Source organism: Mesorhizobium sp. B2-4-12 (assembly GCF_006441575.1).
Classification (GTDB): domain Bacteria; phylum Pseudomonadota; class Alphaproteobacteria; order Rhizobiales; family Rhizobiaceae; genus Mesorhizobium.
The window spans coordinates 13,540-34,608 of record NZ_VFVC01000055.1 but is presented as its reverse complement, the minus strand read 5'-3'; the positions used below and the strand labels follow the sequence as shown (position 1 = coordinate 34,608).

Here is a 21,069-nt window from a genome sequence, read left to right as displayed (position 1 = left end):
ACCCTCCCCCTTGTGGGGAGGGTCGATCCGCGAAGCGGAGCGGGGTGGGGGGGGTGCAGAATTCAGCGCTATGCCCCTATCCGGCTCGCTACACCAGCCACCCTCCCTACGAGGGGGAGGGTAAAACCAGCGCTCACGGCCGCACCTGTCCCGACCCGCGCACGCGGTATTTGAACGATGTCAGTTGCTCGACGCCGACCGGCCCGCGCGCGTGCATCTTGCCGGTGGCGATGCCGATCTCGGCGCCCATGCCGAACTCGCCGCCATCGGCGAACTGCGTCGAGGCATTGTGCAGCAGGATCGCCGAATCGATCTCGTTGAAGAACCGTTCGACGACCTTCGCATCCTCGGCGACGATCGCCTCGGTATGGTGCGAGGAGAAGGTCTCGATATGGTCGATCGCGCCACTGATGCCGTCGACCAGCTTCACCGCGATGATGGCGTCAAGATATTCGGTCACCCAGTCGGTATCGGTCGCCGGCTTGGCGTCGAAGAACACTTTCAGCACTTCGGCATCGGCATGGATCTCGCACCCTGCCGCGCGGAGCGCGTCGAGGATCGGCACCAGATGGCTGGACGCCACCGCGCGGTCGACCAGCAGCGTCTCGGCCGCGCCGCAGACGCCGGTGCGCCGCATCTTGGCGTTGACGGCGATCTTCACCGCCATGTCGAGATCGGCGGAGCGGTCGATGTAGAGGTGGCAGATGCCTTCGAGATGCGCGAAGACCGGCACCCGCGCCTCGTTCTGCACGCGTCCGACAAGGCTTTTCCCGCCGCGCGGTATGATCACGTCGAGCGTGCCGCCCAGGCCCTTCAGCATCTCGCCGACAGCGGCGCGGTCGGTGGTCGGCACCAGCTGGATCGCATCCTGCGGCAGGCCGGCCGCCTTCAGCCCCTCGACCAGGCAGGCATGGATGGCGGCTGACGAGTTGAGCGAATCCGAGCCGCCGCGCAGGATCACCGGATTGCCGGCCTTGAGGCAGAGCGCGCCTGCGTCCGCCGTCACATTCGGCCGGCTTTCATAGATGACGCCGACGACGCCGAGCGGCGTGCGCACGCGCTCGATATGCAAGCCGTTCGGCCGCTCCCACGCAGCGATCACGTCGCCGACCGGATCGCTGAGTTCAGCGATCTCGCGTATGCCGTCGGCCATGGCGCGGATACGCGCCGGGTTGAGTTTCAGCCGGTCCATGAAGGACGCGGATAGCCCCGATTCCTCGCCATTCGAGATGTCGATGGCGTTGGCGTCGAGAATCTCTTGTTCGCGTGCGATGATCGCCTGCGCCATTGCGGCAAGCGCGGCATTCTTGGCGGCGGTGGTGGCGATGGCCAGCGGTCGGGCGGCAGCGCGGGCGCGGCGGCCGATATTGGCCATCAGCGCCATGGTGTCGTCCCCGGATTTTTCATGCAGCTTCAGCATGGCTCATCCTCTGTCTATGTCGCCTCCAGCCTGACTCACCACAAGATCATCGCGGTGGATCATCGCCGAACGCGCCTCGTAACCGAGCACGGTTTCGATCTCGGTCGTCTTCAGGCCAGCGATCCTTACGGCATCGGCGGCATCGTATGCAACCAGGCCGCGCGCGATCTCGCGGCCCTCGGGTGACAGGATCGCCACCGTGTCGCCACGCGAAAAATTGCCGCTGACCAGCTTGACGCCGGCCGGCAACAGCGACTTGCCCGACTTGAGCGCGCCGACGGCGCCGTCATCGACGGTGAGCCGCCCCGCCGGTTCGAGCTGGCCGGCGATCCAGGTCTTGTAACCTTTGACCGGATTGGCGCTCGGCCGGAAGAAAGTCGCGCGCTCCCCGCGCTCGATCGCCATCAGTGGCGACAGCCGCGTGCCCGATGTTATGATCATCGCCGTGCCGGCGGCGTTGGCGATTTTTCCGGCATCGAGCTTGGTGCGCATGCCCCCGCGCGACAGCTCGGACGCGGCGGCTCCCGCCATTGCCTCGATGTCAGGCGTGATGCGGTCGACCACCGCAATGAATTTGGCATTGGGATCGCGCGCCGGCGGCGCGGTGTAGAGCCCGTCTATATCGGACAGCAGCACCAAGAGGTCGGCGCCCATCATCGTCGCCACCCGTGCCGCCAGCCGGTCATTGTCGCCGTAGCGGATTTCGGAGGTAGCCACCGTGTCGTTCTCGTTGATGACCGGCACCGCCTTCATCTTGAGCAGCGTCGAGATCGTCGCGCGCGCATTGAGATAGCGGCGGCGCTCCTCCGTGTCGCCGAGCGTCAGCAGGATCTGCCCCGATTTCAGGCCGCCCTTGCCGAGCGCGTCCGACCAGGCGCCGGCGAGCGCGATCTGGCCGACGGCGGCCGCCGCCTGGCTCTCCTCGAGCTTCAGCGCGCGCTTGCCGAGGCCGAGGATGGTGCGGCCAAGCGCGATGGCGCCGGAGGACACGACGAGGATCTCAACGCCGCCCTGGACGAGCACGGCGATATCGTCGGCAAGCGAGTCCAGCCAGTCGCGCTTCAGACCGCTCGCGCGGTCGACGAGCAGCGCCGAGCCGATCTTGACGGTGATGCGCCGGTATTTCCTGAGCGACTGCATGGCCCTACTTTTCCCAGCGCGTCTCGACCGGCGCGGCGATCTGCGCCCGCGCTTCCGCGACTACCGCCATCAGCGCGCGCAGCACCGCCTCGACGCCCTCGCCGGTGACCGCGGACAACAGCAGCGGCGCGCGCCCGGCCGCCCGCTTCAACGAGGCCACCTTTTTCTTGCGCTCGTCGGCATCCAGTATGTCGACCTGGCTCAGCGCCAGGATTTCGACCTTGTCGGTCAGGCCGTGGCCATAGGCTTCGAGCTCGGCCCGCACCGTCTTGTAGGCCTTACCCGGATTTTCCTCCTGCGCCGAAACCAGATGCAGCAGCACGCGCGTGCGCTCGACATGGCCGAGGAAGCGGTCGCCGATGCCGACGCCTTCATGCGCCCCCTCGATGAGCCCGGGGATGTCGGCGATGACGAATTCGCGCGCATCGACACGGGCGACCCCGAGGCCGGGATGCAGCGTCGTGAACGGGTAGTCGGCGATCTTCGGCTTGGCAGCGGTGACCGCCGCCAGGAATGTCGACTTGCCGGCATTGGGCAGTCCGACCAGCCCGGCATCGGCGATCAGCTTCAACCTCAGCCAGATGTTGAGCTCTTCGCCCGGCAGGCCCGGATTGGCGCGGCGCGGCGCCTGATTGGTCGAGGTCTTGAAGTGCTGGTTGCCGAAGCCGCCATTGCCGCCCTTGGCGAGCAGGAAGCGCTGGCCGACCACGGTCAGGTCGCAGATAAGCGTTTCATTGTCCTCCTCGAACACCTGCGTTCCGGCCGGCACTTTCAGCGTGACATCGGCGCCCTTGGCGCCGGTCATGTTGCGGCCCATGCCGTGGACGCCGGTCTTGGCCTTGAAATGCTGCTGGTAGCGGTAGTCGATCAGCGTGTTCAACCCGTCGACCGCTTCCAGCCAGACATCGCCGCCGCGGCCGCCGTCGCCGCCATCCGGTCCGCCGAACTCGATGAATTTTTCACGCCGGAACGATACGGAACCCGCGCCCCCGTCACCGGAGCGGACATAGACCTTGGCTTGATCGAGAAATTTCATCGGATCGCAGTTTCTTTATTGGCCTTGCGGCATTGCTCTAAACCTTGGGCCTTGCTCTAAACCAAGGCGCGGCGAAGGGCGAGGCCGTTTATGACAATGGCCGCATGGGGTTGGCGGGAGAGATGGCGGGATGAAGCTTGTAACCTACAACATCCAATACGGCATCGGCCTTGATGGACGCTACGATATCGCGCGTATCGCCGATGCCGTGCGCGGCGCCGACGTGATCGCGCTGCAGGAGGTCACCCGCAACAATCCCCGGAACGGCGGCCGCGACATGGTCGCCGAGATCGGCGAGGCGCTGCCCGACTATTTCGCCGTCTACGGCAGCAATTTCGAGGCCAATATCGGCTCGCGTATCGAGAACGGCCGCGCCATCACCACGACCTTCCAGCTCGGCAACATGGTGCTGTCGAAAACGCCCATTCATCTGTCGCGCAACCTGCTTTTGCCGCGCAGCCGCAGCTTCGAGATGATGAACTTCCAGCGCGGCGCGCTGGAAGCGCTGATCGAGACGCCGCTCGGTTTTATCCGCTTCTATTCCATCCATCTCGATCACCGCAGCCCGGTCGAGCGCGCCAGCCAGATCCAGTTCCTGCGCCAGCGCCTGTTGAACTATGCGCTTGAAGGCGGAGCACTGTCCGGCGTCGCCGAGATCGGCCTGCCGGAATTGCCGCATCCCGAAGCCTTTGTCGGCATGGGTGATTTCAACATGCTGGCCGGCTCGCCCGAATATCTCGAACTCGCCGGCCGGCCGGACCACGAATTCGGCATGCCGCTGACCGCCGATTTCGCCGTCGATGCCGCCGTGCGCCTCTACGTCACCGGCGACGAACTCGTCAGCTGGGTCGATCCCAAGGACCCGACCAACACTAGCCGCCACAAGCGCATCGACTATGTCTTCACCAGCGCGTCGCTTGCCCGATCACTGAAGCGCCTGTGGGTCGACCGGCGGGCGAACGGCTCGGACCATTTGCCGGTATGGGTCGAACTGGGCTGACGCCAAATTGGTTCGGCATAAGGCGCCGATGCGTGTCGAGGTTCAGGTCAGGCCGAGCCGAAAACGCTGGTTTTCGAGAGCCGGAGCGGAACGTACATAAGGTACGTGAGCACCGGAAGCGGAGGAAACCTGCGTTCGCAGGCCGGCCTCACCTGAATATCAGCACGCATCAAAAGTGGACCCAGTTGCGCAGGCTGACCCACGTCTTCCTGTCGAGCCGGTAGCGCTCCACCGGCACCTGGCCGGCAACGATCGAACTCAGCATGCCCTGGCCGGCATATTGGAAGCCGCACTTGTGGATCACCCGGCGCGAGGCCGGATTGATGACCCGCGTCGAGGCATGCAGCACCTGGATCGATGTCTTCTGGAAGGCGAGGTCGACCAGCGCATGCGCGGCCTCCGTCGCATAGCCACGCTTCCAGTAAGGCTCGCCGATCCAGTAGCCGAGCTCCAGCCCGCGATCGGTGGTGTTCAAGCCCGCGCAGCCGACAAAGGCGTCGGTGCCGGCGAGCGTCAGCGCATAGGCGATGCCGGCGCGGCGTGACCTCGTCATGGCCAGGAAGGCGCGAGCCTCGGCCTCGCCATAGGGATGCGGCATGCGCGCCAGCATCTCGGCGACGTGACGGTTGTCGGCAAGCTCGACCAGTTGCGCGATATCGTCTTCGCGGGGCGCCCGCATCACCAGCCGCTCGGTGACCAGCACCGGACAATCTATCGCGTAACTTTCGTCTTCTGAGTCTTCCGCTTCGGCAACCATTTGAACGTTCCTCCAGGCACAAGAAAAAGGGGAGATGGAAACCCATCTCCCCTGATCCTTTTCCTGGCCTTGCCAGACACCGGTTCCCGAGATGGGCGCCGGTGTTCTAGTGCGGAACCGGCTACTCCGCGGCTTTGGTAATCGGGTTGACCGATACGTAGGTTCGGCCGTTGGCTTTTTTGTTGAACATCACGGCGCCGGCTTCGAGCGCGAAAAGGGTGTGGTCCGTGCCCATGCCGACATTGACGCCCGCATGCCAGGTGGTGCCGCGTTGACGAATGATGATGTTGCCCGGGATGACGGCTTCGCCGCCGAACTTCTTCACGCCCAGACGCTTGGAATGCGAGTCGCGACCGTTGCGCGACGAGCCGCCAGCTTTCTTGTGTGCCATCTAACTAACTCCGTTGCGCCGCAAGGCGCCTAAAAGGCCTTATGAACGCGTTCGCGTTCCGTTTCAAGTCCGATCCGGCTGATGTTTGGCCGGAAAATTACTTCTTCGCCAGTTCCTTGGCCTGCTCGCGCCAGTCCTTGATCTGGTCGGCGCTGAACGGCATGTGCTCGTCGATCTTGGCGACATCCTTGTCGGACAGCTTGGCCAGCTGCGCGAAGGTGATGATGCCCTGGTCGGCGAGATCCTTGGCGGCGACCGGGCCGATGCCCTTGATCACGGTCAGGTCGTCCGGCTCGCCCTTCGGCGCCTTGAACAGCGGCGCTGCCGCGGTCTCGGCGGCCTTGGCTTCCTTCTTCGGCGCGGCCTCGGCCTTCGCCTCGGCGGCGACCTCAGCCTTGGCTTCCGCCTTGGCAGCGGCCTTCTTGGCGGGCTTGGCGCCGCCCAGCAGGATCTCGGAGATCCGCACGGTGGTCAAAAGCTGGCGGTGGCCGATCTTGCGGCGCGAATTCTGGCGGCGGCGCTTCTTGAAAGCGATGACGGTGCGGTTCTTGCCCTGCTCGACGACTTCGGCGGTGACCAGGGCGCCATCGACGAACGGCGCGCCGAACGTGACATTCTCGCCCTCGCCATGCGCGAGCACGTGACCGATCTCGACGATATCGCCGACATTGGCTTCGACTTTTTCGATCTTCAGGAGATCGTTGGCGGCGACGCGATACTGCTTGCCGCCCGTTTTGATGACTGCGAACATTTTTTGCCTTTCGCTGTTCGGTCGGCCTCGATGAACCGCGTCTGGCGGTTCGGCCGTCTTTTTGTCAGTCTGCGGGTTCAAAAAACAAGCGGCGCGGAAGAACCCTCCACGCCGATTGCGCGCCGTCCCTAACCGAAGGTTGCGTGGGAGTCAAGGCAAACAGCCGCTGCCGGACCGCTATTGGCCGTCGCCGCCATGCCGCCGTGGCAAGCTTCCCCGGCGAAAACACCGGCGAGGCCACGACGCGCCTCCGGAGAAACCGGCGACGACGGCGATGGCGGCCAGGACCGCCTGTGCCGCATCAGCCGATGAGCGGCCGACACCATCTCGAGCCCATGCCTGTCCGGCAAGCCAAATAACTGGTGGATTTAGCCTTGTAACCTGCCCGATCAGCCGTTATCTAGTGCGCCGCGCCGGCAACGGCCGACCATGACCGCGGAGAGGTGGCAGAGTGGTCGAATGCACCGCACTCGAAATGCGGCATGGGTGCAAGCCCATCGGGGGTTCGAATCCCTCCCTCTCCGCCATCCCGCCGATTCAGCGCCAGGGTGCGCCGAGCTTTCCGAGAGCGGCCTGTCACTCCATTATGGCTTCTTGGCCCTCGTACATTCGTGGGATGCAAATGGTCGAATTTCAGCCTGATGGTTGGCACACGGTCACACCAAGGATTTTCACTCAAGACGTGAGAGGTTTGGTGGATTTTCTCAAAACCGTGTTCGGCCCGTTTTGCCGCGGGCGACCCGGCATGAAGCGCTCGATGTCGATGCGTCCGACCTCTTGATAATTGAGCGGGATAATCGAGGGGCCGCTATTGCGTATTTCGCAACATTAGATCACGCTAATATGCCGGCCTTCAAAGCCGGCAAGGCCCGGCTGCTGCCCCCAACCCCAAGCTCCAGCAGCCGGGCCGCCTTCACCCCGAAATCCATGCCTGCCCTTGGGCGACCACCCGTCAAATCGACATGAACGCGCGAAGAGGAACCAATGCATTGGGTCCGAAGCGCAATGTTCGACATCGCTGACGGTCTTCAATCCGTCGGCCGCGCCACCAAAAGCGGTCACGCCCTTCAGAAATAAGTGCACTGTCACCGTAATTCCGTCTGGATCCCTTCGAGTGACAGGAGCCGATCGCCGGTGCACGCCGCGATCGAACCCAGCGCCGCAGCAGGTTCTCGCCCTGGAACAGGAAGCGATCTGACGATAGGACGCGACCTCGATTGTCCGCGCGAAGGCCAGACGCTGGAGGTACCATGAGCGACAGCGAGTTAGTTAAGCCGATTGAGGATGGCGGCCAGTCTTCAGATGGGGATCATACCGGCGCAGGAATTTGCGCAGCGGCAACTCGAACCGAATGTACATCCGCCAAGCGAAAAGAACTGATGTGGCAGTGCCGATCACGATGATAAGGTCCGGAGGAATCGGAAAAGCGGTCCACACCATCAGAAGCAGCGTTATCGGCAGAGTGTGGATCAGATAGAGCATATAGGAGGCATCACCGAGAACCGTCCAGACGCTCGGCTTCGCGTCGATCTGCATCGTGCCGAAGACGATCATCGCCGCAGGGAGGCCGTAGACCAGCACGCGCTGGAAGCCGTTATCGCCGGCGAGGAACTCCATCGTTCCCCCTTGCGGCGCTATCCCAATGAATCCGACAGCTATCATAGCCGCGGCGCCGATCGGCAGGCACCATACCGCCGGTTTCCACCTAGGCGCATAGGCGAGAACGACGCCGAAACCGAACTCGATGATCAGCGGGTTGCCAAGAAACTGCAGCACCGGACCCGCCGAACGAAATATCATTGCGAGGCCGAAGATACCGAGGAGTCCCGACAGCAGTCGCCGGTCGACGAGAACGATTGTCGCGGCAGCGTAAAACAGCATTTCGAAGCACAGTGTCCAGGCCGCAGGCAGTGCTGGCGCGGTCATTTGATCGGTAGCCGGCCATAGCAAGAGCGTCGCCGCCGCGTCCCGCCAGCCGAAGCCGGTTTTGTAGGCGACGATCGCATAGGGGATGCTGATCAGCAGGTAGAGCGGAACAATGCGCCGGAATCGTCTCCAAGCGAAAGATCGCCAAGTCAGACCAGGTGCCGTCTTAGCAATAATCACCCCTGATATGACGAAGAAGATGTCTACGCCCGCGAAGCCGACCACCTGCAAATCGTGAGGTAACAGGCCATTGGATCCGGTGGCCTTAACGGCAGTCTGCGCTGCGTGGACATATACGACCATCAGCGCGGCAACGAAGCGAAGCACTTGCAAAGACCAGATCAACAGGGCGAGTCCTGATTATTGGCCGCTTGGTATGGCGCCACCAAGGAACCGCGGCAAGAGCATGGGGACGCGCCGCGCGTAATCGTCGTACTCTGGGAAGGTTTGCTGAAGAATGGATTCTTCATTTCTCGCACGTCTATACTGCAAAAAGAACTGAACAGCCCCCAAGGCCACCATCAGCATTGAAAAATGCGAGAGGATCATCCCGAGGACGAATACCCCCTCGCAGATGTAAAGCGGATGCCGGACAATCGAATACGGGCCAGTGGTAACCAAGCGTCGAGCCGTCGCCATGAGAGAGAAGGAACGGCCCAGCCAATAGAGACAGAAAATCGAACTGGCCGTACCGATGAAGACCAAGCAGAGAGCCGTCACTTGAGCCGCCTCATTTTGCAATGCCGGCGTCAGGTTCAATGCGAGCAGGATCAAAAATGTCCCAGCTACCGAGGTTACTCTCGGTTCAATTCCCTGCGCAGTTCCCTTTGGCGGAAGGCGGACGATTGTCATCACAAGCTGCAACGACAGAAACACGGTTGACGCCAGTTGAGTAACGATTGCCAGCGAACTTGCTGAGGTATCCTGACGGAAATAGAGGAGCAGAGGCATCGCGCTGGACGTCGCCAAAACCGACATGGCAAAGATGATGGCAATGCGGCCGAAAAAATCCTCGTTCAACATTTTCATCCCCTCCTTAAGCAGTCATTGAAACATCACTTCCGCGCCCCGACAAGAAAATGGTTTCCAAAGAGTTAACGGCCATGCCGTCTCAACTTTTGGTTAATCTGTCCGACTTATCGTGGCCAAATGCCAAACCTTCTTCCCGTGCTTCGTGTCCTGGCGCCGCTCTCGATTGCAATTTCAGCCGTAATGGCGATCGCACTCAGCCCGCACAGCGCAACGTTTGCGTTTTGGTTGACGTTGCCTGTGAATGCGGCTGATGGCCCGCGCTTCGCACAGCAGAGCGGGCTGCCGCCGTTCAGTTAAGCTGATTCAGGATTCCAGAACTGCTCGCCAACACCACACTTTCGTAGATCAGGAGGGCTGTCGTGCAGATCGCCGCGACCGAGATTGGCACGCCGAACGGCACAACGCCTTTGCGGTCGAGATGCTGAACGTAGAGGCGGAAGGCGCCTGCGGGCAGCAGGAGCGGATTTTTCATGATCCCTGCAGTGACGAGGGCGAAAACCAGTAGCAGCGCGGAAAAAACGGCGAGGTCTTTGCCGCCGGTCAGAAAAGGGACGACCGCTATCAGCTTGACGTCGCCGGCTCCGATCTTGCGGAAGACCCAGAACGGGAACAAGGCAAGAAACAGCACGAGGCCGGCAGACGCGCTCAAGCCCATGTCCCACCACGACCCGGATCGGAGCATCAACAACAACAGCGATCCCAGCCCCAGGCAGACCAGTAGCAGCACATCGCGATTGGCAATCCTCTGCGTCGTGAAGTCGAGCCACGCAATCCTGGCGAGCAAAGGGATGGCGAGGGCCTTCAGCAGCAGTGCCTCGACAAGCAGCATACTAGCGCTCGATGTTCTGCACGCTCGACGACAGCAGCTTCAGATTGTTGGCCACGGTCGGATCGTTGGGTGCCAGCTCATAAGCCTTGAGAAAATTCGAACGGGCGTCCTGCAGTTTGCCACGCAGCAGATAGGAATAGCCGACATTGTTGTAGTATTCGGGCGAGGCGCCAACCAGCCGGAAGGCCCTGCTGTAGGCCCGGTCGGCAAGGTCGAAACGGTGGATCCGGTCGCACGATGCGGCCAATCCCATCCAGGCGCCGCCATCATTGGGCGCCAGTTGCGTCGCCTTGAAGAACAGCGCGCCGGCATTGCCGTAGTTTTCCGCGCGGAACTGGTTCTTGGCTTCGGCCACGGCCTGATCCGAGGCGTAGTATTCGACGTTACTGACCGTCTTCAATCCGTCGAACGCATCGCCAAAGGACGTGACATCGCCTTTCGAGGGTTCATTGGTGCGCACGACACCGCCTGTGGTGTCCGCACCATTTGTCTGGCAGCCGGCAAGCGCCAACAACAGACTGGCTACGGCTGCGAGGCGCATTGGCCCTGTCATTTTGTCCCCCAAGAGTCGACCGACCCTTTTTTAGAATCAAAGCATATAACCATTTAGAAGAAAATGCCCTTCATGCGAATGATCACTGGCAACATGATGACCATGAGCACAACGGGAAAGATGCACAGCCCCAATGGAATCATCATTTTGACAGGCAGGGCATTGGCACGTTCTTCAGCATGAAGAATTCTTTGTCCGCGCATCTCGTCGCTGTAGACGCGCAGCGCTTCCGTCAGACTGGTGCCGAGCTCTTCCGACTGCCGGAACAGCACGGCCAGGGAGCGCGCCTCTTCCAGCCCGATGCGGTCCGCGAGTTCACGCAGCGCCTCCCGCAACGGTTTGCCGGCGCGCAATTGCAGGTTCATGATCGCAAGCTGGATGCCCAGCCATTTGTGGGTGCCGGCCAGTTCGGCGCCGACACGCTCTACCGCCGCCTCCAGGCTCATGCCGGCGTCGGCACAGGTGATCATCATGTCCATAAAATCGGGAAACCCGCGACGATAGATCTGTTTTTGGGTATTTTCGAAGCGATCGAGCAGGATAGCTGGAATCACGATGCATGCGAGTCCGAACAACGCGGAACCGGCAAAGGCCATGAAAGCAGGCAGGTGGGGCGGGAGCACTCGTACAAGGAGCGCATAGGCAACCAAAAAGCCGATACAGACCGCGCCCAGTCGCGACAAGGTGTAGATGAGCGGAGCGCTGGGTTGATAAAACCCGGCGCGAAAAAGCTTCGCCTCGAGCGCATTCGGCTCGTTGCGTTCCTTCTCCATCGATCGAAAGTAGGCATCAACCGGACGTTGCGCCGAGATTTTGAGCAATTGTTCCTGACCCGCGAGCGAGCGGCGGTCGGCGATGCCTTCCGACGTCAGGCTCTGGGCAACCAGCTTGCGTGTCTGCAACGCCGGCAAGAAGACTAGCGCGCCGAACAGGAACAGCGACACAGCCGCCACGAACACCGCGGTGGAAACCAGGAAACTCAGTCCCTGAATGTTCGATAACAGGTTTATGGCTCGCTCCTGTCAGAAATCGAAATTGACCATGCGATACATGATGAAGTCACCCAGCAGCGCCCACGTTCCGAAGATCAAGAACACCGGCATGACCAGAGGGTCGTGCCATATTTCGCCGTAATATGCCGGAGCGGCGAGCTGGAGAATCAGGAACATTACGAGCGGAAAGAGCGAGATGATCCACGCGGACACCCGGCCCTCTGATGAAAGCGCCCTGATTTTCATTCTGAGTTTCTGACGTTCGCGCAGAACCGACGAAAGATTGGCCAGGATCTCGGTCAGGTTGCCGCCCGTTTTCGATTGGATCGACAGCGACACCGACAGCAGGTGGAGGCCTTCGAAACCTACGCGCTGCGAAAGCTTCCGCACCGCCTGTTCGATGCTCAGTCCGAAGGTGATTTCGTCGGAGACGATGCCGAATTCGGTGCCGAGCGGATCGGGCATTTCGCGCGCGACCAGACCTACCGCCACCGATGCCGGGTGCCCTGCCCGCAGTGAACGCACGATCATGTCGAGTGCGTTCGGGAGCTGTTTCGCGAATTTCTGGATCCGTTTATTGCGCGCACGACGCAGAACGAGAAGCGGCAAGGCAAATCCGGTCACCAGAAAAATCAGGATGGAAGGCAATAAGGAAAAATTGAGGAGGAACGAGAACACAAGCGCGAGCGCGATACCGGAGAGCAGGAACATCGCGGCGAAAGTCAGCGGGTTTCCGGTAACGCCGGATTGGGTATAAAGCCTGTTCAGACCGACCATGCCGAAAAGAAAGTCACCCGTGTCCGTCAGGCCGCGCTCGCGCAGCAATCCTTGCAAGGTCTTTTCGGCCGGAACCTCATCGGACAATCGCTTCAGCCGCCGATTGATCGTGCCGGCACGGGTCCGGCGATCGGCGAAGGAAAGATACAGCGCCTCGCCGGCGAGAATGACGGCCGCGGCCGCGAGCGTGTAAATAAAATACAGCAAGGTCTGGCCGGTGGGCATCAGAGCGCAACCTGAGGATTGAAGGCGTCCTTGGCGAAATGGTGTCCAAGCGTCGCCGCTTCTGGAGCAAAACGTGGACGAACACCGGTGGCGCGAAACTCCCCGACGATCTGACCGTCAGCCGTCACCTCGCGACGTACGAAGGTGTAGATTTCCTGCATCTGGACGACATTTCCTTCCATACCGGTAATCTCCGATATCGATGTCACGCGCCGGCGGCCGTCGGAGAGGCGCTGTGTCTGCACGATGACGTCGATGGCGGAAGCAATCTGCGCTCTGATGGATTCATGCGTCATCGGCATTCCTGCCATGCCCACCATCTGCTCCAAGCGAGATATCGCATCACGCGGCGTGTTGGCGTGGATGGTGGTCATCGAGCCTTCATGGCCGGTGTTCATGGCCTGCAGCATGTCGAAGGCTTCCTCGCCGCGCACCTCGCCGACGATGATACGGTCGGGACGCATGCGCAACGCGTTCTTGACCAGTTCGCGCTGGCGAACCTCTCCCTTTCCTTCGACACTGGGTGGACGTGTCTCCAGCCGGCCGACGTGAGGTTGCTGCAGCTGAAGTTCCGCCGCATCTTCGATGGTGATCAGGCGCTCCCTGGACGGGATGTAGCTCGACAGCGCATTGAGCAAGGTCGTCTTGCCGCTGCCTGTCCCTCCCGAAACGAGGATCGATTTGCGCGCCTGTACGGCGATCCGCAGCAGATCGACCATTGGCGGGCGGATTGAATTGAGCGCCACCAGGCGTTCGAGTGAATATGGATTTTTGGAGAATTTCCGGATCGACACCAGCGGGCCGTCGACCGAGATCGGCCGCACCGCGATGTTGACGCGGGAACCGTCCTCCAGGCGGGCATCGACCATCGGCGCCGATTCATCGACGCGCCGGCCAATGGCCGACACGATCTTGTTGATGACCCGCAGCAGATGCGCCTCGTCACGAAATCGGATGGCCGTTTCTTCAACCAGGCCACGCCGTTCGATGAAAACACGTTTGTGGGTGTTGATCAGGATATCGGTGATCGTGTCATCCTTGAGCAACGGTTCGATCGGGCCGAGTCCCAGCATCTCGTCGGCGGTCTCACTGGTAATTTGGTCAAGTTCGCGTGCGTTCAGCGGCACGCTGTGGGTGCGCACGAACTCGCGCACGATCGGGCGGATCTCGTTCAGTATCTCGTCCTTGGATGCCGTTTCGAGCGCGGTTAAATTGAACCGGTCAATCAAATGGCGATGCAGTTCGACTTTCAGCGTCAGGAAGTCCTCGCCTTGCGGCGCCAGATCCACAGTTGCCGGAATTGGCGTTACAGCGGGGAGCAGCACGCCCGTGATCGGCTGATCGAGCGGCTTTGGCTGTTCAGCCGGCCCTTTGATGAAGCGGCCTAACATCTCGCGCAGGTCCGAAATTCATTTGATAGGAAATCACTGCTCGACCCGGAAGTGCGCGAACCGAGGTCCGGCGGATCGTGTCGAAACATGACTGCTTGGTTGGCGACGATCATGATAGAGGCACCTGTTGTCGGCTGGACAAGCGTTGAACGACTTCCGAATCTGATTGCAGCGGCGGCCGGACTTGCGCAATCCAGCGGACAAATTGAATTGCAACGGCAGCGACTGCCAATCCCGCCAGCACGTCGACGAGATAGTGCCCGCCCTCGGGAAATGTGGCGAGGATCAGCATCGCGTTCAGAGCGCAGACGGGAAGCGAGATATAGCGGATGCCACGCATTGAATAGGCGAAGATCGCGGCCAGGGTGGAGTGGAAGGAAGGGAACGAGACAAGACCTTCGGGATGCTCCAGCAGGAATGGTTTCAGTGTCCGCAAGGCATGAAGCTGCTCAAGGTGCCGCGTCGAGGCGCCGGGACCAAAGGAACTCAAAATCTCCGGCGACGGATGGTAAAACTCAAAGGCCCCTGCCGCCGGCACTGCCATCGTGACCAGGCACATCAAGCAACCGGCCACCCCGTAATGCGCGACAAATTCCTCCAGCCGGTCCGACCGAGCGGTCAACGCGAGGATGGCCGGCAGCAGCAATAACTGTACGCTCAAACTGTTGTAGGCGATCGAAAGCACATGATCGATTGATGGATAGTCGTTGAGCAATCTCACATAGGAGACCCAGTCGAAGCCCAAGCCTGCGTCGCCCGCGGCCAGATAGCTGTCCAGCAGTGGACGGCTTGTCGCGGTAGCCAAATAGGTAACGAGCAGAAGCACTAGGGAAAACAGGGTCATAGCGGTCAACGCCATGGCCAGCGCCTGTATCCTGCCAGCGAACTCACTTACCATGTCGCGATGGCGAAAAGGCGTTTTGCGAAGTTGAAGGCGCATCGCTCCAAGGAGCACCCACAGCAAGGCCATGGGCATCGTCATCGCCACATCGAACCAGATAGATTTATTGAGGTTCACGGTCGAGAACGGCAACCAGATCAGATTTGTCACCACAGCTCCGGCAAGCAAGGCTGAAATAAAGGCAACAAGCCCATTTTTCTCGGATTTCGCCATTCCGGTCCATCCATACGCCCGGCGGCCAATTGATATGGCCGCCATCGGATCGAAGGCCGAATCGGCCGCCGAAAGCGACGGGTGCAGGAATGCCCGCCTTTCGCGTTCCATCCGTCTAAGCATCGGCCATCCCGTCCCGCCGCGTTAGGCTTCCCTAAATTTGCAATCCATAAACTAACGGTTAACCACATGCGGGACAAGCGCCCTCGGGTTCGGGAAGAACCAATACTTGCAAGATAGTTAAGATGCGGGTGGAGAAAATATCGTTTTTATTTCTGGTCCCCACGCCGCCAAATATGAGTGGCACACCAGGCTTTGGAGGCCCCTGTGCCCCTTGGGTGCTCCGACATCGGCGACCACTCAATATCTGGTTATAACCCCCCAGATATAAAGGAGTATGCAATAGGCCTAAAGTAACTGCCCCTTTATTAGCTGCCAGGCATAATTGTGAACGAATGGTTAAGGACGCTTGAAAAACTAGGCGAATCAAGATCTTGCTGAAATTTAAAGCCGCGCTCAACTCGAAAGTTCATGTATTGGAAAGTTAAGGAACCGTTAATCCCGTTTGACTCCACAATTTCTCGGGACCTAGGATCGCGGTGACGGGGGATGCTTGGGTATGGAGTTCATCCTGGCTCTGTCTCGTCGGGTTCAAACCTCCAAAGGGAGAAATTGACATGAACAAGCTCATGACGATGACCCGGCAGTTCCGCGACGACGAAAACGGCGCTGCCATGGTCGAATACTCCATCCTGATCGGCATCATTGCTGCGGCATCCATCGTTGCGATCATCGCCATCGGCGGATGGGTCGGCAGCCAGTTCACCGGCCTTTGCGCGAAGCTGAGCGGCACGGGTATCGGCTCTGCTGGCACTGGCACCGGCGCTTGCAGCACGGCTGGTTGATCGGAAACGCCCTGGGCCGGAATCGGCCAGGGAAGGAGAGATTAAGACATGAAGTCGCTTATCCGCGTAGCCAGGCAGTTCCACGACGATGAGAACGGCGCTGCCATGGTGGAATACTCAATCCTGATCGGCATCATTGCCGCGGCGTCGATCGTTGCGATCATCGCCATCGGCGGATGGGTCGGCAGTCAGTTCACCGGCCTTTGCACGAAGCTGAGCGGCACGGGTATCGGCTCTGCTGGCACTGGCACCGGCACTTGCTAAAAACTTTCTGGGCCGGAATCGCTTGATTTCGGCCCAGGATTCTGCGCTTTGAAGGGGCGGACATTCGCCCGGCGGGCGATGGTGGGGTGGGAAGATGCGCGCTAATACGCTTATCATGATTGTCCTCGCCGGCGTGTTCGGCGTGCTGGCGGTGGTGCTCGCCAATATCTGGCTGGCCAGCCAGCGCAATGCCATGGCGCGGACGGATGAGGTCCCGCGCGACACGGTCGTGGTGGCGGCCGTAGCTTTGAAATTCGGTGACACGCTGACCGACGACAAGTTGCGCGAAATCGCGTGGCCTGCGGGCGCGGTTCCGACCGGCGCTTTCAAGACGACCAAGGAGGCCCTGGCAGGCGACGGCACGCGGCAGGCGCTTCAGACGATCAGCGCCAACGAACCTATCCTCGCCACCAAGATCACTGGCCCGGGCCAGCGCGCCACGCTTTCGGCGGTGCTCGGCGAAGGGATGAAAGCCGTTTCCATCCGGGTCAATGATGTGCTTGGCGTGGCTGGATTCGTCTTCCCTGGCGATCGCGTCGACGTGCTGCTGACCCGCACGGTGCGTGGCGACGACGGCGCCGACAAGAGTTTTGTCGATGTGCTGCTGCAGAGCATGAAGGTACTCGCGGTCGACCAGGTTGCCGATGTGAGCAAGGACAGCCCGACAGTCGTCAAATCGGTGACGCTCGAGGCCAGCACCAAGGATGCCCAGAAGCTGACCCTCGCCGCCGGCGCCGGCCAATTGTCGCTGGCGCTTCGCCAGGCCGCCGCCAGCAAGGGCGAGACGACCGAACGTGTCACGCTCGCGGACCTGACTGGCGAAACGCCGGACGATGTTGCGAAGCGGCAGGCCGAACTCGACAAGAAGGCAGCGGCCGAAGCCGTGGCCGCCGAGGAGCGCAAACGCGCCGACGACAAGATCGCGGGGTTGGCCCAGGCCGTGGACCGGGTCGGAAACAAGCTCGACCAGTTGAGCAAGGTAAAGCCGGTGCCTGTTGTGGCGTCGGCGCCCGAGGTGCACGAGGTCGTCAAGGAAGTGGTCAAATATGTTCAGCCCGCTCCGCCGGCACAGGTGACAGTGGGCGTTTTCCGGGGCGTGAAGCTCGAGACATATGACGTGCCGCGACAACCATAACAAAGGCGCGGCGAACGAAATGGGGCTGCCGCCGGCAGCGATCGGGGAGACGGGGATGCAAGATTTCTGGAGGATAGCGGCGGCCGCGTTGTCTTGTGTGGCGACGCTGTTGCTATCGAGCCTCACGGCCGATGCGGCCGACCGCTTCATCGACGTGTCGAACCCCAGCGTCCATCGTGTTTTCCTGCCGATGTCGCAATCGGTGACGATCCAGGTGAATGCCAACCTCGGCGACATAGTCGTCGGCGACGAGAAGATCGCCGATGCGCAGCCGATGACCGACCGCACGCTCTATGTCATCGGCAAGGGCGCCGGCACCACCACGGTCAATCTCTTCTCCACGGACAAACGTTCGCTCGGCGTCATCCAGATCGAGGTCGGCGTCGATGTCAGCGATATGGCGGCGGCGATCCGCCAGGTTTCGCCAAGGTCGCGTATCGAGATCGGCTCGGTCAACGGCCGGGTGCGGCTTGGCGGTCATGTCAAGGACGGCGCCACGCTTGCGGCAATCATGGAGGTAGCCCAGCAATACGGTCCAGACGCCATCATCAACGCCGTCACGGTGGACGACAGCCAGCAGGTCAACCTCGAAGTGCGCGTGCTCGAGGCGAAGCGCAATGCCGGACGCGACCTCGGTGTGTCGATCAAGAGCACCAACAGTCGGGGCACGACCCGGGTCGGAACTGGTATTGCCACCGTGGACAAGGACGGGGCGGAGCTCGGGGCAGGCGACCTTGTCAGCGGTCTGCTTTCGAACAGCAATCCCTTCGCAGCCTTGATCACGCGCGTCATCGACAGCAACATCAAGGTCGATCTGATCATTGAAGCCCTTGAGGCCAAGGGCGTGGTGCGCACGCTGGCAGAGCCGAACCTGACCACGCTCTCCGGCGAGGCGGCCAGCTTCAACGCCGGCGGCCAGGTCCCCATCCGCAGCGTCGACGCCAATGGCCAGGTCCAGATCGAGTACAAGCAGTTCGGCGTCAATCTGAATTTCACGCCGATCGTGCTCGCTGACGACAAGATCCACATCAAGCTGGCACCGGAGGTCAGCGACCTGACCGGCTTCACCACCGCCGGCGATCCGATCTTCACCAACCGCAAGCTGGAAACCGTCGTCGAACTGCGCGATGGCCAGAGCTTCGCGGTCGGCGGGCTTCTGTCCAGCAAGACCACCAAGCTGCAGAACCAGGTGCCATGGCTCGGCCAGGTACCCGTCATCGGGACGCTGTTCCGCAATTCCAGCAACCAGAAGGAAGAAACCGAACTGGTTGTCATCGTCACGCCGCATCTCGTGCGGCCGGTGAAGCCCGGCGAGCAACTGGCGACGCCGCTCGACAAGACCCGGCCCGCCAACGATCCCGAATTCTTCGTGCTCGGCCAGCTCGAAGTCAACAAGGACATGATACGGAAATACGAGACGGGCGACGGCGTCACCGGCCCCTATGGCCATATGCTCGACTTCAAATCGAAGGACAAGATGCTTTATGTCAAGAAATAGCGCCTTGATCCTCATTCTGTGTGCCGGGTCGCTTTCGGGCTGCGCCGCGGACTATCTGAACCATTACGACACCGTGACCTTGGCCGCCGGCGACACGCAGAAGTTCAACTCGATGCTGCAGACGGTCGATCCGCTCAATCCGGCCTCCAGGAACACGCATATCGAAGGCGACGGCACGCGCGCTGCCGCCGTTGCCCAAAATTACAAATTCCCGCCGCCACCGCCGCCGCCACCAGCCATCACGGTCAATGTCGGCGGGTCGGGCGTGACAAAGCAGTGAACTGAACGAAAGGATGCGGAGGGCGCCGGGCATGCGAGGGCCCTTGCGCAAGAGAGCAGAGAGAACGGTCATGTTGAGGACCATTCGTGCCTTCTGGAACGATCAACGCGGCATCGCGATGATCCTCGTCGCCATCATGATCCCGGTGCTTATCGGCTTTGCGGTGCTGGCGATTGATGTGAGCCGGCTCAACGGGCTTCATAATGACCTGCAGAAGGGTGCCGATGCGATGGCGCTCGCTGGCGCTGGAGAGCTCGACGGCAAGACGGACGCCATCGTGCGCGCCGACCGCGCCCTAGCCACTCTGGTGCTCGGCAACACCTACTTTTCCTCCGATGCCGCCGGCGGCCCCCAAGCTCTACTACGAGCCGGCGTGACGAGACGCTATCTTCGTTCCATCCCTGCCAGTGACGAGACGGCAATAGGAGCTGCGGACGTCATCACGGATGAGGTTGCCGGTGCCAGTTCGGCCCGGTTCGTCGAGGTCACCGCTACTCCGGTCGGGTTCTCCGCGATATTCCCGGTGTCGATCGTTGGCGGCGGAAGCGGTTCGTTCAATATCGGCGCCGTTGCTGTAGCTGGCTTCAATCGTGCGGTTTGCGACTTCACGCCGATGTTCATCTGCAACCCCTATACGAACCTGGCCAATCTTGCCTCGGCAATTCAAGGGCACAAGCGGTCGATGATGGTCCTCAAGCAGCAAGGCCCCGGCGCGCAGTTTGGACCCGGTAACTACGGGTTTCTACAGACACCTGACGGCGGCACTGGCACCACGGAAATCACACAAATGGTCGCGGCCGTAAGCCCGAAGGCATGTTATAGCCAGAACGGCGTCCGTACCGGCCCAGGCAACAGACCGCCGATCAATGACGGCTTCAACACACGATTTGACATCTACCCCAATGGGAACGGCAGCGGCGTCGATCCTGTTACCGATCCGCCCGCACCAAACACAATCAAGGGCATGGTGACCGACGTGAAGGGCAAGAATTGCGGTTACGTCGCCCCGAGCGGCACCCAGCTGTCGAGCTACAAAGCCCTTCCGCAGGATACTTGCCTTCCGAACTGCACGTCACCGCAGCCGGACCGGTTGGGTGACGGCGACTGGGACCGCAAGGGGTACTGGAACGTCAACCATACCCCGGCAATCACTTCATGGCCGCCTGCCGGCACTGGACTAGACGCTAATGCGAGCCGCTATGAGGTCTATCAATGGGAACTGCAGAACCTTGCCAACCACGGCGCAGAACCCGTTACCCCGGCTTGTAATACCTCTTCGACGGACCCGGCTCGCCGGCTTGTCTATGTGGCGATACTGAATTGCGACACGACCAATGGTGGGGTCAGCGTGCAGGGCAATGGTGGCCCGTACCCTGTCGATGCCTTTGCCAGTTTCTTCCTGACACAACCGGCGGACAGTCCGCCTAATGCCAACGTCTACGGCGAGATCGTCGACATCTCGTCTCAGTGGGGCACAGGCACCCTGACCAAGTTCCAAAGAGACGAGGCGCAGCTTTACCGATGAAGCTCACTGTCCTATTCGTCCTGCTATCCTCGCCGGCGATGGCCCAGACGTCGGATGCCGGCTGTAACGCTCTAGGTGTTTCAGCCGCCGCCGCTGCATCGCAGCTTAAGCAGCCGATCGCGGTCATT

General features: G+C 61.1%; 21 protein-coding genes and 1 tRNA gene. 8 read left to right on the top strand and 14 right to left on the bottom strand.

Going from position 1 to position 21,069, the window contains the following annotated elements; all coding sequences use genetic code 11:
• Positions 1-133 precede the first annotated feature (133 nt).
• The 3 genes from FJ934_RS24760 to obgE are packed head-to-tail and all read right to left on the bottom strand — an operon-like array spanning position 134 to position 3,596.
• Positions 134-1,420 carry a glutamate-5-semialdehyde dehydrogenase gene (locus FJ934_RS24760; protein ID WP_140613046.1) on the bottom strand — a complete coding sequence of 429 codons (1,287 nt, stop codon included), beginning with the start codon at positions 1,418-1,420 and terminating at the stop codon, positions 134-136.
• 3 nt (positions 1,421-1,423) lie between these two features.
• A complete protein-coding gene (gene proB / locus FJ934_RS24755; protein ID WP_140613045.1) occupies positions 1,424-2,560 on the bottom strand; it encodes a glutamate 5-kinase in 1,137 nt (378 codons plus the stop codon).
• A gap of 4 nt (positions 2,561-2,564) precedes the next feature.
• Entirely contained in the window at positions 2,565-3,596 is a 1,032-nt protein-coding gene (gene obgE, locus FJ934_RS24750) for a GTPase ObgE (protein WP_140613044.1), read from the bottom strand.
• A 130-nt stretch (positions 3,597-3,726) separates the two neighbouring features.
• Here obgE and FJ934_RS24745 point away from each other — a divergent pair, with 130 nt between their 5' ends.
• Positions 3,727-4,596 carry an endonuclease/exonuclease/phosphatase family protein gene (locus FJ934_RS24745; RefSeq protein WP_140613043.1) on the top strand — a complete coding sequence of 290 codons (870 nt, stop codon included), beginning with the start codon at positions 3,727-3,729 and terminating at the stop codon, positions 4,594-4,596.
• A 169-nt stretch (positions 4,597-4,765) separates the two neighbouring features.
• Here the strand turns inward: FJ934_RS24745 and FJ934_RS24740 are convergent, their stop codons facing one another.
• The 3 genes from FJ934_RS24740 to FJ934_RS24730 form a co-directional block, all read right to left on the bottom strand.
• On the bottom strand, positions 4,766-5,353 hold the full coding sequence (locus tag FJ934_RS24740; RefSeq protein WP_140613042.1) for a GNAT family protein: 588 nt from the start codon (positions 5,351-5,353) through the stop codon (positions 4,766-4,768).
• A 121-nt stretch (positions 5,354-5,474) separates the two neighbouring features.
• Entirely contained in the window at positions 5,475-5,744 is a 270-nt protein-coding gene (rpmA, locus tag FJ934_RS24735) for a 50S ribosomal protein L27 (protein WP_140613041.1), read from the bottom strand.
• 97 nt (positions 5,745-5,841) lie between these two features.
• On the bottom strand, positions 5,842-6,495 hold the full coding sequence (locus tag FJ934_RS24730) for a 50S ribosomal protein L21 (protein ID WP_140613040.1): 654 nt from the start codon (positions 6,493-6,495) through the stop codon (positions 5,842-5,844).
• A gap of 437 nt (positions 6,496-6,932) precedes the next feature.
• Between FJ934_RS24730 and FJ934_RS24725 the strand changes: the two genes are divergently transcribed.
• A tRNA-Ser gene (locus tag FJ934_RS24725) sits at positions 6,933-7,022 on the top strand.
• Between the two features lie 742 nt (positions 7,023-7,764).
• Here the strand turns inward: FJ934_RS24725 and FJ934_RS24720 are convergent.
• The 8 genes from FJ934_RS24720 to FJ934_RS24685 form a co-directional block, all read right to left on the bottom strand.
• Positions 7,765-8,766, bottom strand: coding sequence for an acyltransferase (locus tag FJ934_RS24720; protein WP_140613039.1), 1,002 nt, complete (start codon positions 8,764-8,766; stop codon positions 7,765-7,767).
• A 15-nt stretch (positions 8,767-8,781) separates the two neighbouring features.
• Positions 8,782-9,444, bottom strand: coding sequence for an isoprenylcysteine carboxylmethyltransferase family protein (locus FJ934_RS24715; RefSeq protein WP_140613038.1), 663 nt, complete (start codon positions 9,442-9,444; stop codon positions 8,782-8,784).
• A 298-nt stretch (positions 9,445-9,742) separates the two neighbouring features.
• Entirely contained in the window at positions 9,743-10,282 is a 540-nt protein-coding gene (locus FJ934_RS24710; RefSeq protein WP_140613037.1) for a prepilin peptidase, read from the bottom strand.
• Position 10,283: 1 nt separating this feature from the next.
• Positions 10,284-10,823, bottom strand: coding sequence for a tetratricopeptide repeat protein (locus tag FJ934_RS24705; protein ID WP_140613036.1), 540 nt, complete (start codon positions 10,821-10,823; stop codon positions 10,284-10,286).
• 65 nt (positions 10,824-10,888) lie between these two features.
• Positions 10,889-11,839 (bottom strand): type II secretion system F family protein, encoded by a 951-nt coding sequence (locus FJ934_RS24700; protein ID WP_140613035.1) that lies wholly within the window; start codon positions 11,837-11,839, stop codon positions 10,889-10,891.
• Between the two features lie 18 nt (positions 11,840-11,857).
• Positions 11,858-12,829, bottom strand: coding sequence for a type II secretion system F family protein (locus FJ934_RS24695; RefSeq protein WP_140613034.1), 972 nt, complete (start codon positions 12,827-12,829; stop codon positions 11,858-11,860).
• A complete protein-coding gene (locus FJ934_RS24690) occupies positions 12,829-14,220 on the bottom strand; it encodes a CpaF family protein (protein ID WP_140613033.1) in 1,392 nt (463 codons plus the stop codon). The genes FJ934_RS24695 and FJ934_RS24690 overlap by 1 nt, the downstream gene beginning before the upstream one ends.
• A 109-nt stretch (positions 14,221-14,329) precedes the next feature.
• Positions 14,330-15,457: a phosphatase PAP2 family protein gene (locus FJ934_RS24685; protein WP_140613032.1), complete on the bottom strand. Its 1,128-nt coding sequence runs from the start codon at positions 15,455-15,457 to the stop codon at positions 14,330-14,332.
• 554 nt (positions 15,458-16,011) lie between these two features.
• Here FJ934_RS24685 and FJ934_RS24680 point away from each other — a divergent pair.
• From FJ934_RS24680 to FJ934_RS24655, 6 genes are all read left to right on the top strand, one after another.
• The gene (locus FJ934_RS24680) at positions 16,012-16,239 is read left to right on the top strand and encodes a Flp family type IVb pilin (RefSeq protein ID WP_140613031.1); all 228 of its coding nucleotides are present in this window, start codon (positions 16,012-16,014) and stop codon (positions 16,237-16,239) included.
• 48 nt (positions 16,240-16,287) lie between these two features.
• Positions 16,288-16,503: a Flp family type IVb pilin gene (locus FJ934_RS24675; protein WP_140613030.1), complete on the top strand. Its 216-nt coding sequence runs from the start codon at positions 16,288-16,290 to the stop codon at positions 16,501-16,503.
• A gap of 94 nt (positions 16,504-16,597) precedes the next feature.
• A complete protein-coding gene (gene cpaB, locus FJ934_RS24670) occupies positions 16,598-17,638 on the top strand; it encodes a Flp pilus assembly protein CpaB (RefSeq protein ID WP_140613029.1) in 1,041 nt (346 codons plus the stop codon).
• A 55-nt stretch (positions 17,639-17,693) separates the two neighbouring features.
• Complete coding sequence (locus FJ934_RS24665) at positions 17,694-19,136, top strand: type II and III secretion system protein family protein (RefSeq protein WP_140613028.1); 1,443 nt, start codon at positions 17,694-17,696, stop codon at positions 19,134-19,136.
• Between the two features lie 4 nt (positions 19,137-19,140).
• Positions 19,141-19,416, top strand: a complete 276-nt coding sequence (locus tag FJ934_RS24660; RefSeq protein ID WP_226890433.1) for a hypothetical protein — start codon at positions 19,141-19,143, stop codon at positions 19,414-19,416.
• Positions 19,417-19,486: 70 nt separating this feature from the next.
• Complete coding sequence (locus FJ934_RS24655; RefSeq protein WP_140613026.1) at positions 19,487-20,941, top strand: TadE/TadG family type IV pilus assembly protein; 1,455 nt, start codon at positions 19,487-19,489, stop codon at positions 20,939-20,941.
• Positions 20,942-21,069 lie beyond the last annotated feature (128 nt).

Bases quoted from the DNA above. Each gene is read 5' to 3' on its own strand.
- FJ934_RS24760 (WP_140613046.1), bottom strand. From the start codon at position 1,420: ATGCTGAAGCTGCATGAAAAATCCGGGGACGACACCATGGCGCTGATG.
- proB (WP_140613045.1), bottom strand. From the start codon at position 2,560: ATGCAGTCGCTCAGGAAATACCGGCGCATCACCGTCAAGATCGGCTCG.
- obgE (WP_140613044.1), bottom strand. From the start codon at position 3,596: ATGAAATTTCTCGATCAAGCCAAGGTCTATGTCCGCTCCGGTGACGGG.
- FJ934_RS24745 (WP_140613043.1), top strand. From the start codon at position 3,727: ATGAAGCTTGTAACCTACAACATCCAATACGGCATCGGCCTTGATGGA.
- FJ934_RS24740 (WP_140613042.1), bottom strand. From the start codon at position 5,353: ATGGTTGCCGAAGCGGAAGACTCAGAAGACGAAAGTTACGCGATAGAT.
- rpmA (WP_140613041.1), bottom strand. From the start codon at position 5,744: ATGGCACACAAGAAAGCTGGCGGCTCGTCGCGCAACGGTCGCGACTCG.
- FJ934_RS24730 (WP_140613040.1), bottom strand. From the start codon at position 6,495: ATGTTCGCAGTCATCAAAACGGGCGGCAAGCAGTATCGCGTCGCCGCC.
- FJ934_RS24715 (WP_140613038.1), bottom strand. From the start codon at position 9,444: ATGTTGAACGAGGATTTTTTCGGCCGCATTGCCATCATCTTTGCCATG.
- FJ934_RS24710 (WP_140613037.1), bottom strand. From the start codon at position 10,282: ATGCTGCTTGTCGAGGCACTGCTGCTGAAGGCCCTCGCCATCCCTTTG.
- FJ934_RS24705 (WP_140613036.1), bottom strand. From the start codon at position 10,823: ATGCGCCTCGCAGCCGTAGCCAGTCTGTTGTTGGCGCTTGCCGGCTGC.
- FJ934_RS24695 (WP_140613034.1), bottom strand. From the start codon at position 12,829: ATGCCCACCGGCCAGACCTTGCTGTATTTTATTTACACGCTCGCGGCC.
- FJ934_RS24690 (WP_140613033.1), bottom strand. From the start codon at position 14,220: ATGTTAGGCCGCTTCATCAAAGGGCCGGCTGAACAGCCAAAGCCGCTC.
- FJ934_RS24685 (WP_140613032.1), bottom strand. From the start codon at position 15,457: ATGCTTAGACGGATGGAACGCGAAAGGCGGGCATTCCTGCACCCGTCG.
- FJ934_RS24680 (WP_140613031.1), top strand. From the start codon at position 16,012: ATGAACAAGCTCATGACGATGACCCGGCAGTTCCGCGACGACGAAAAC.
- FJ934_RS24675 (WP_140613030.1), top strand. From the start codon at position 16,288: ATGAAGTCGCTTATCCGCGTAGCCAGGCAGTTCCACGACGATGAGAAC.
- cpaB (WP_140613029.1), top strand. From the start codon at position 16,598: ATGCGCGCTAATACGCTTATCATGATTGTCCTCGCCGGCGTGTTCGGC.
- FJ934_RS24665 (WP_140613028.1), top strand. From the start codon at position 17,694: ATGCAAGATTTCTGGAGGATAGCGGCGGCCGCGTTGTCTTGTGTGGCG.
- FJ934_RS24655 (WP_140613026.1), top strand. From the start codon at position 19,487: ATGTTGAGGACCATTCGTGCCTTCTGGAACGATCAACGCGGCATCGCG.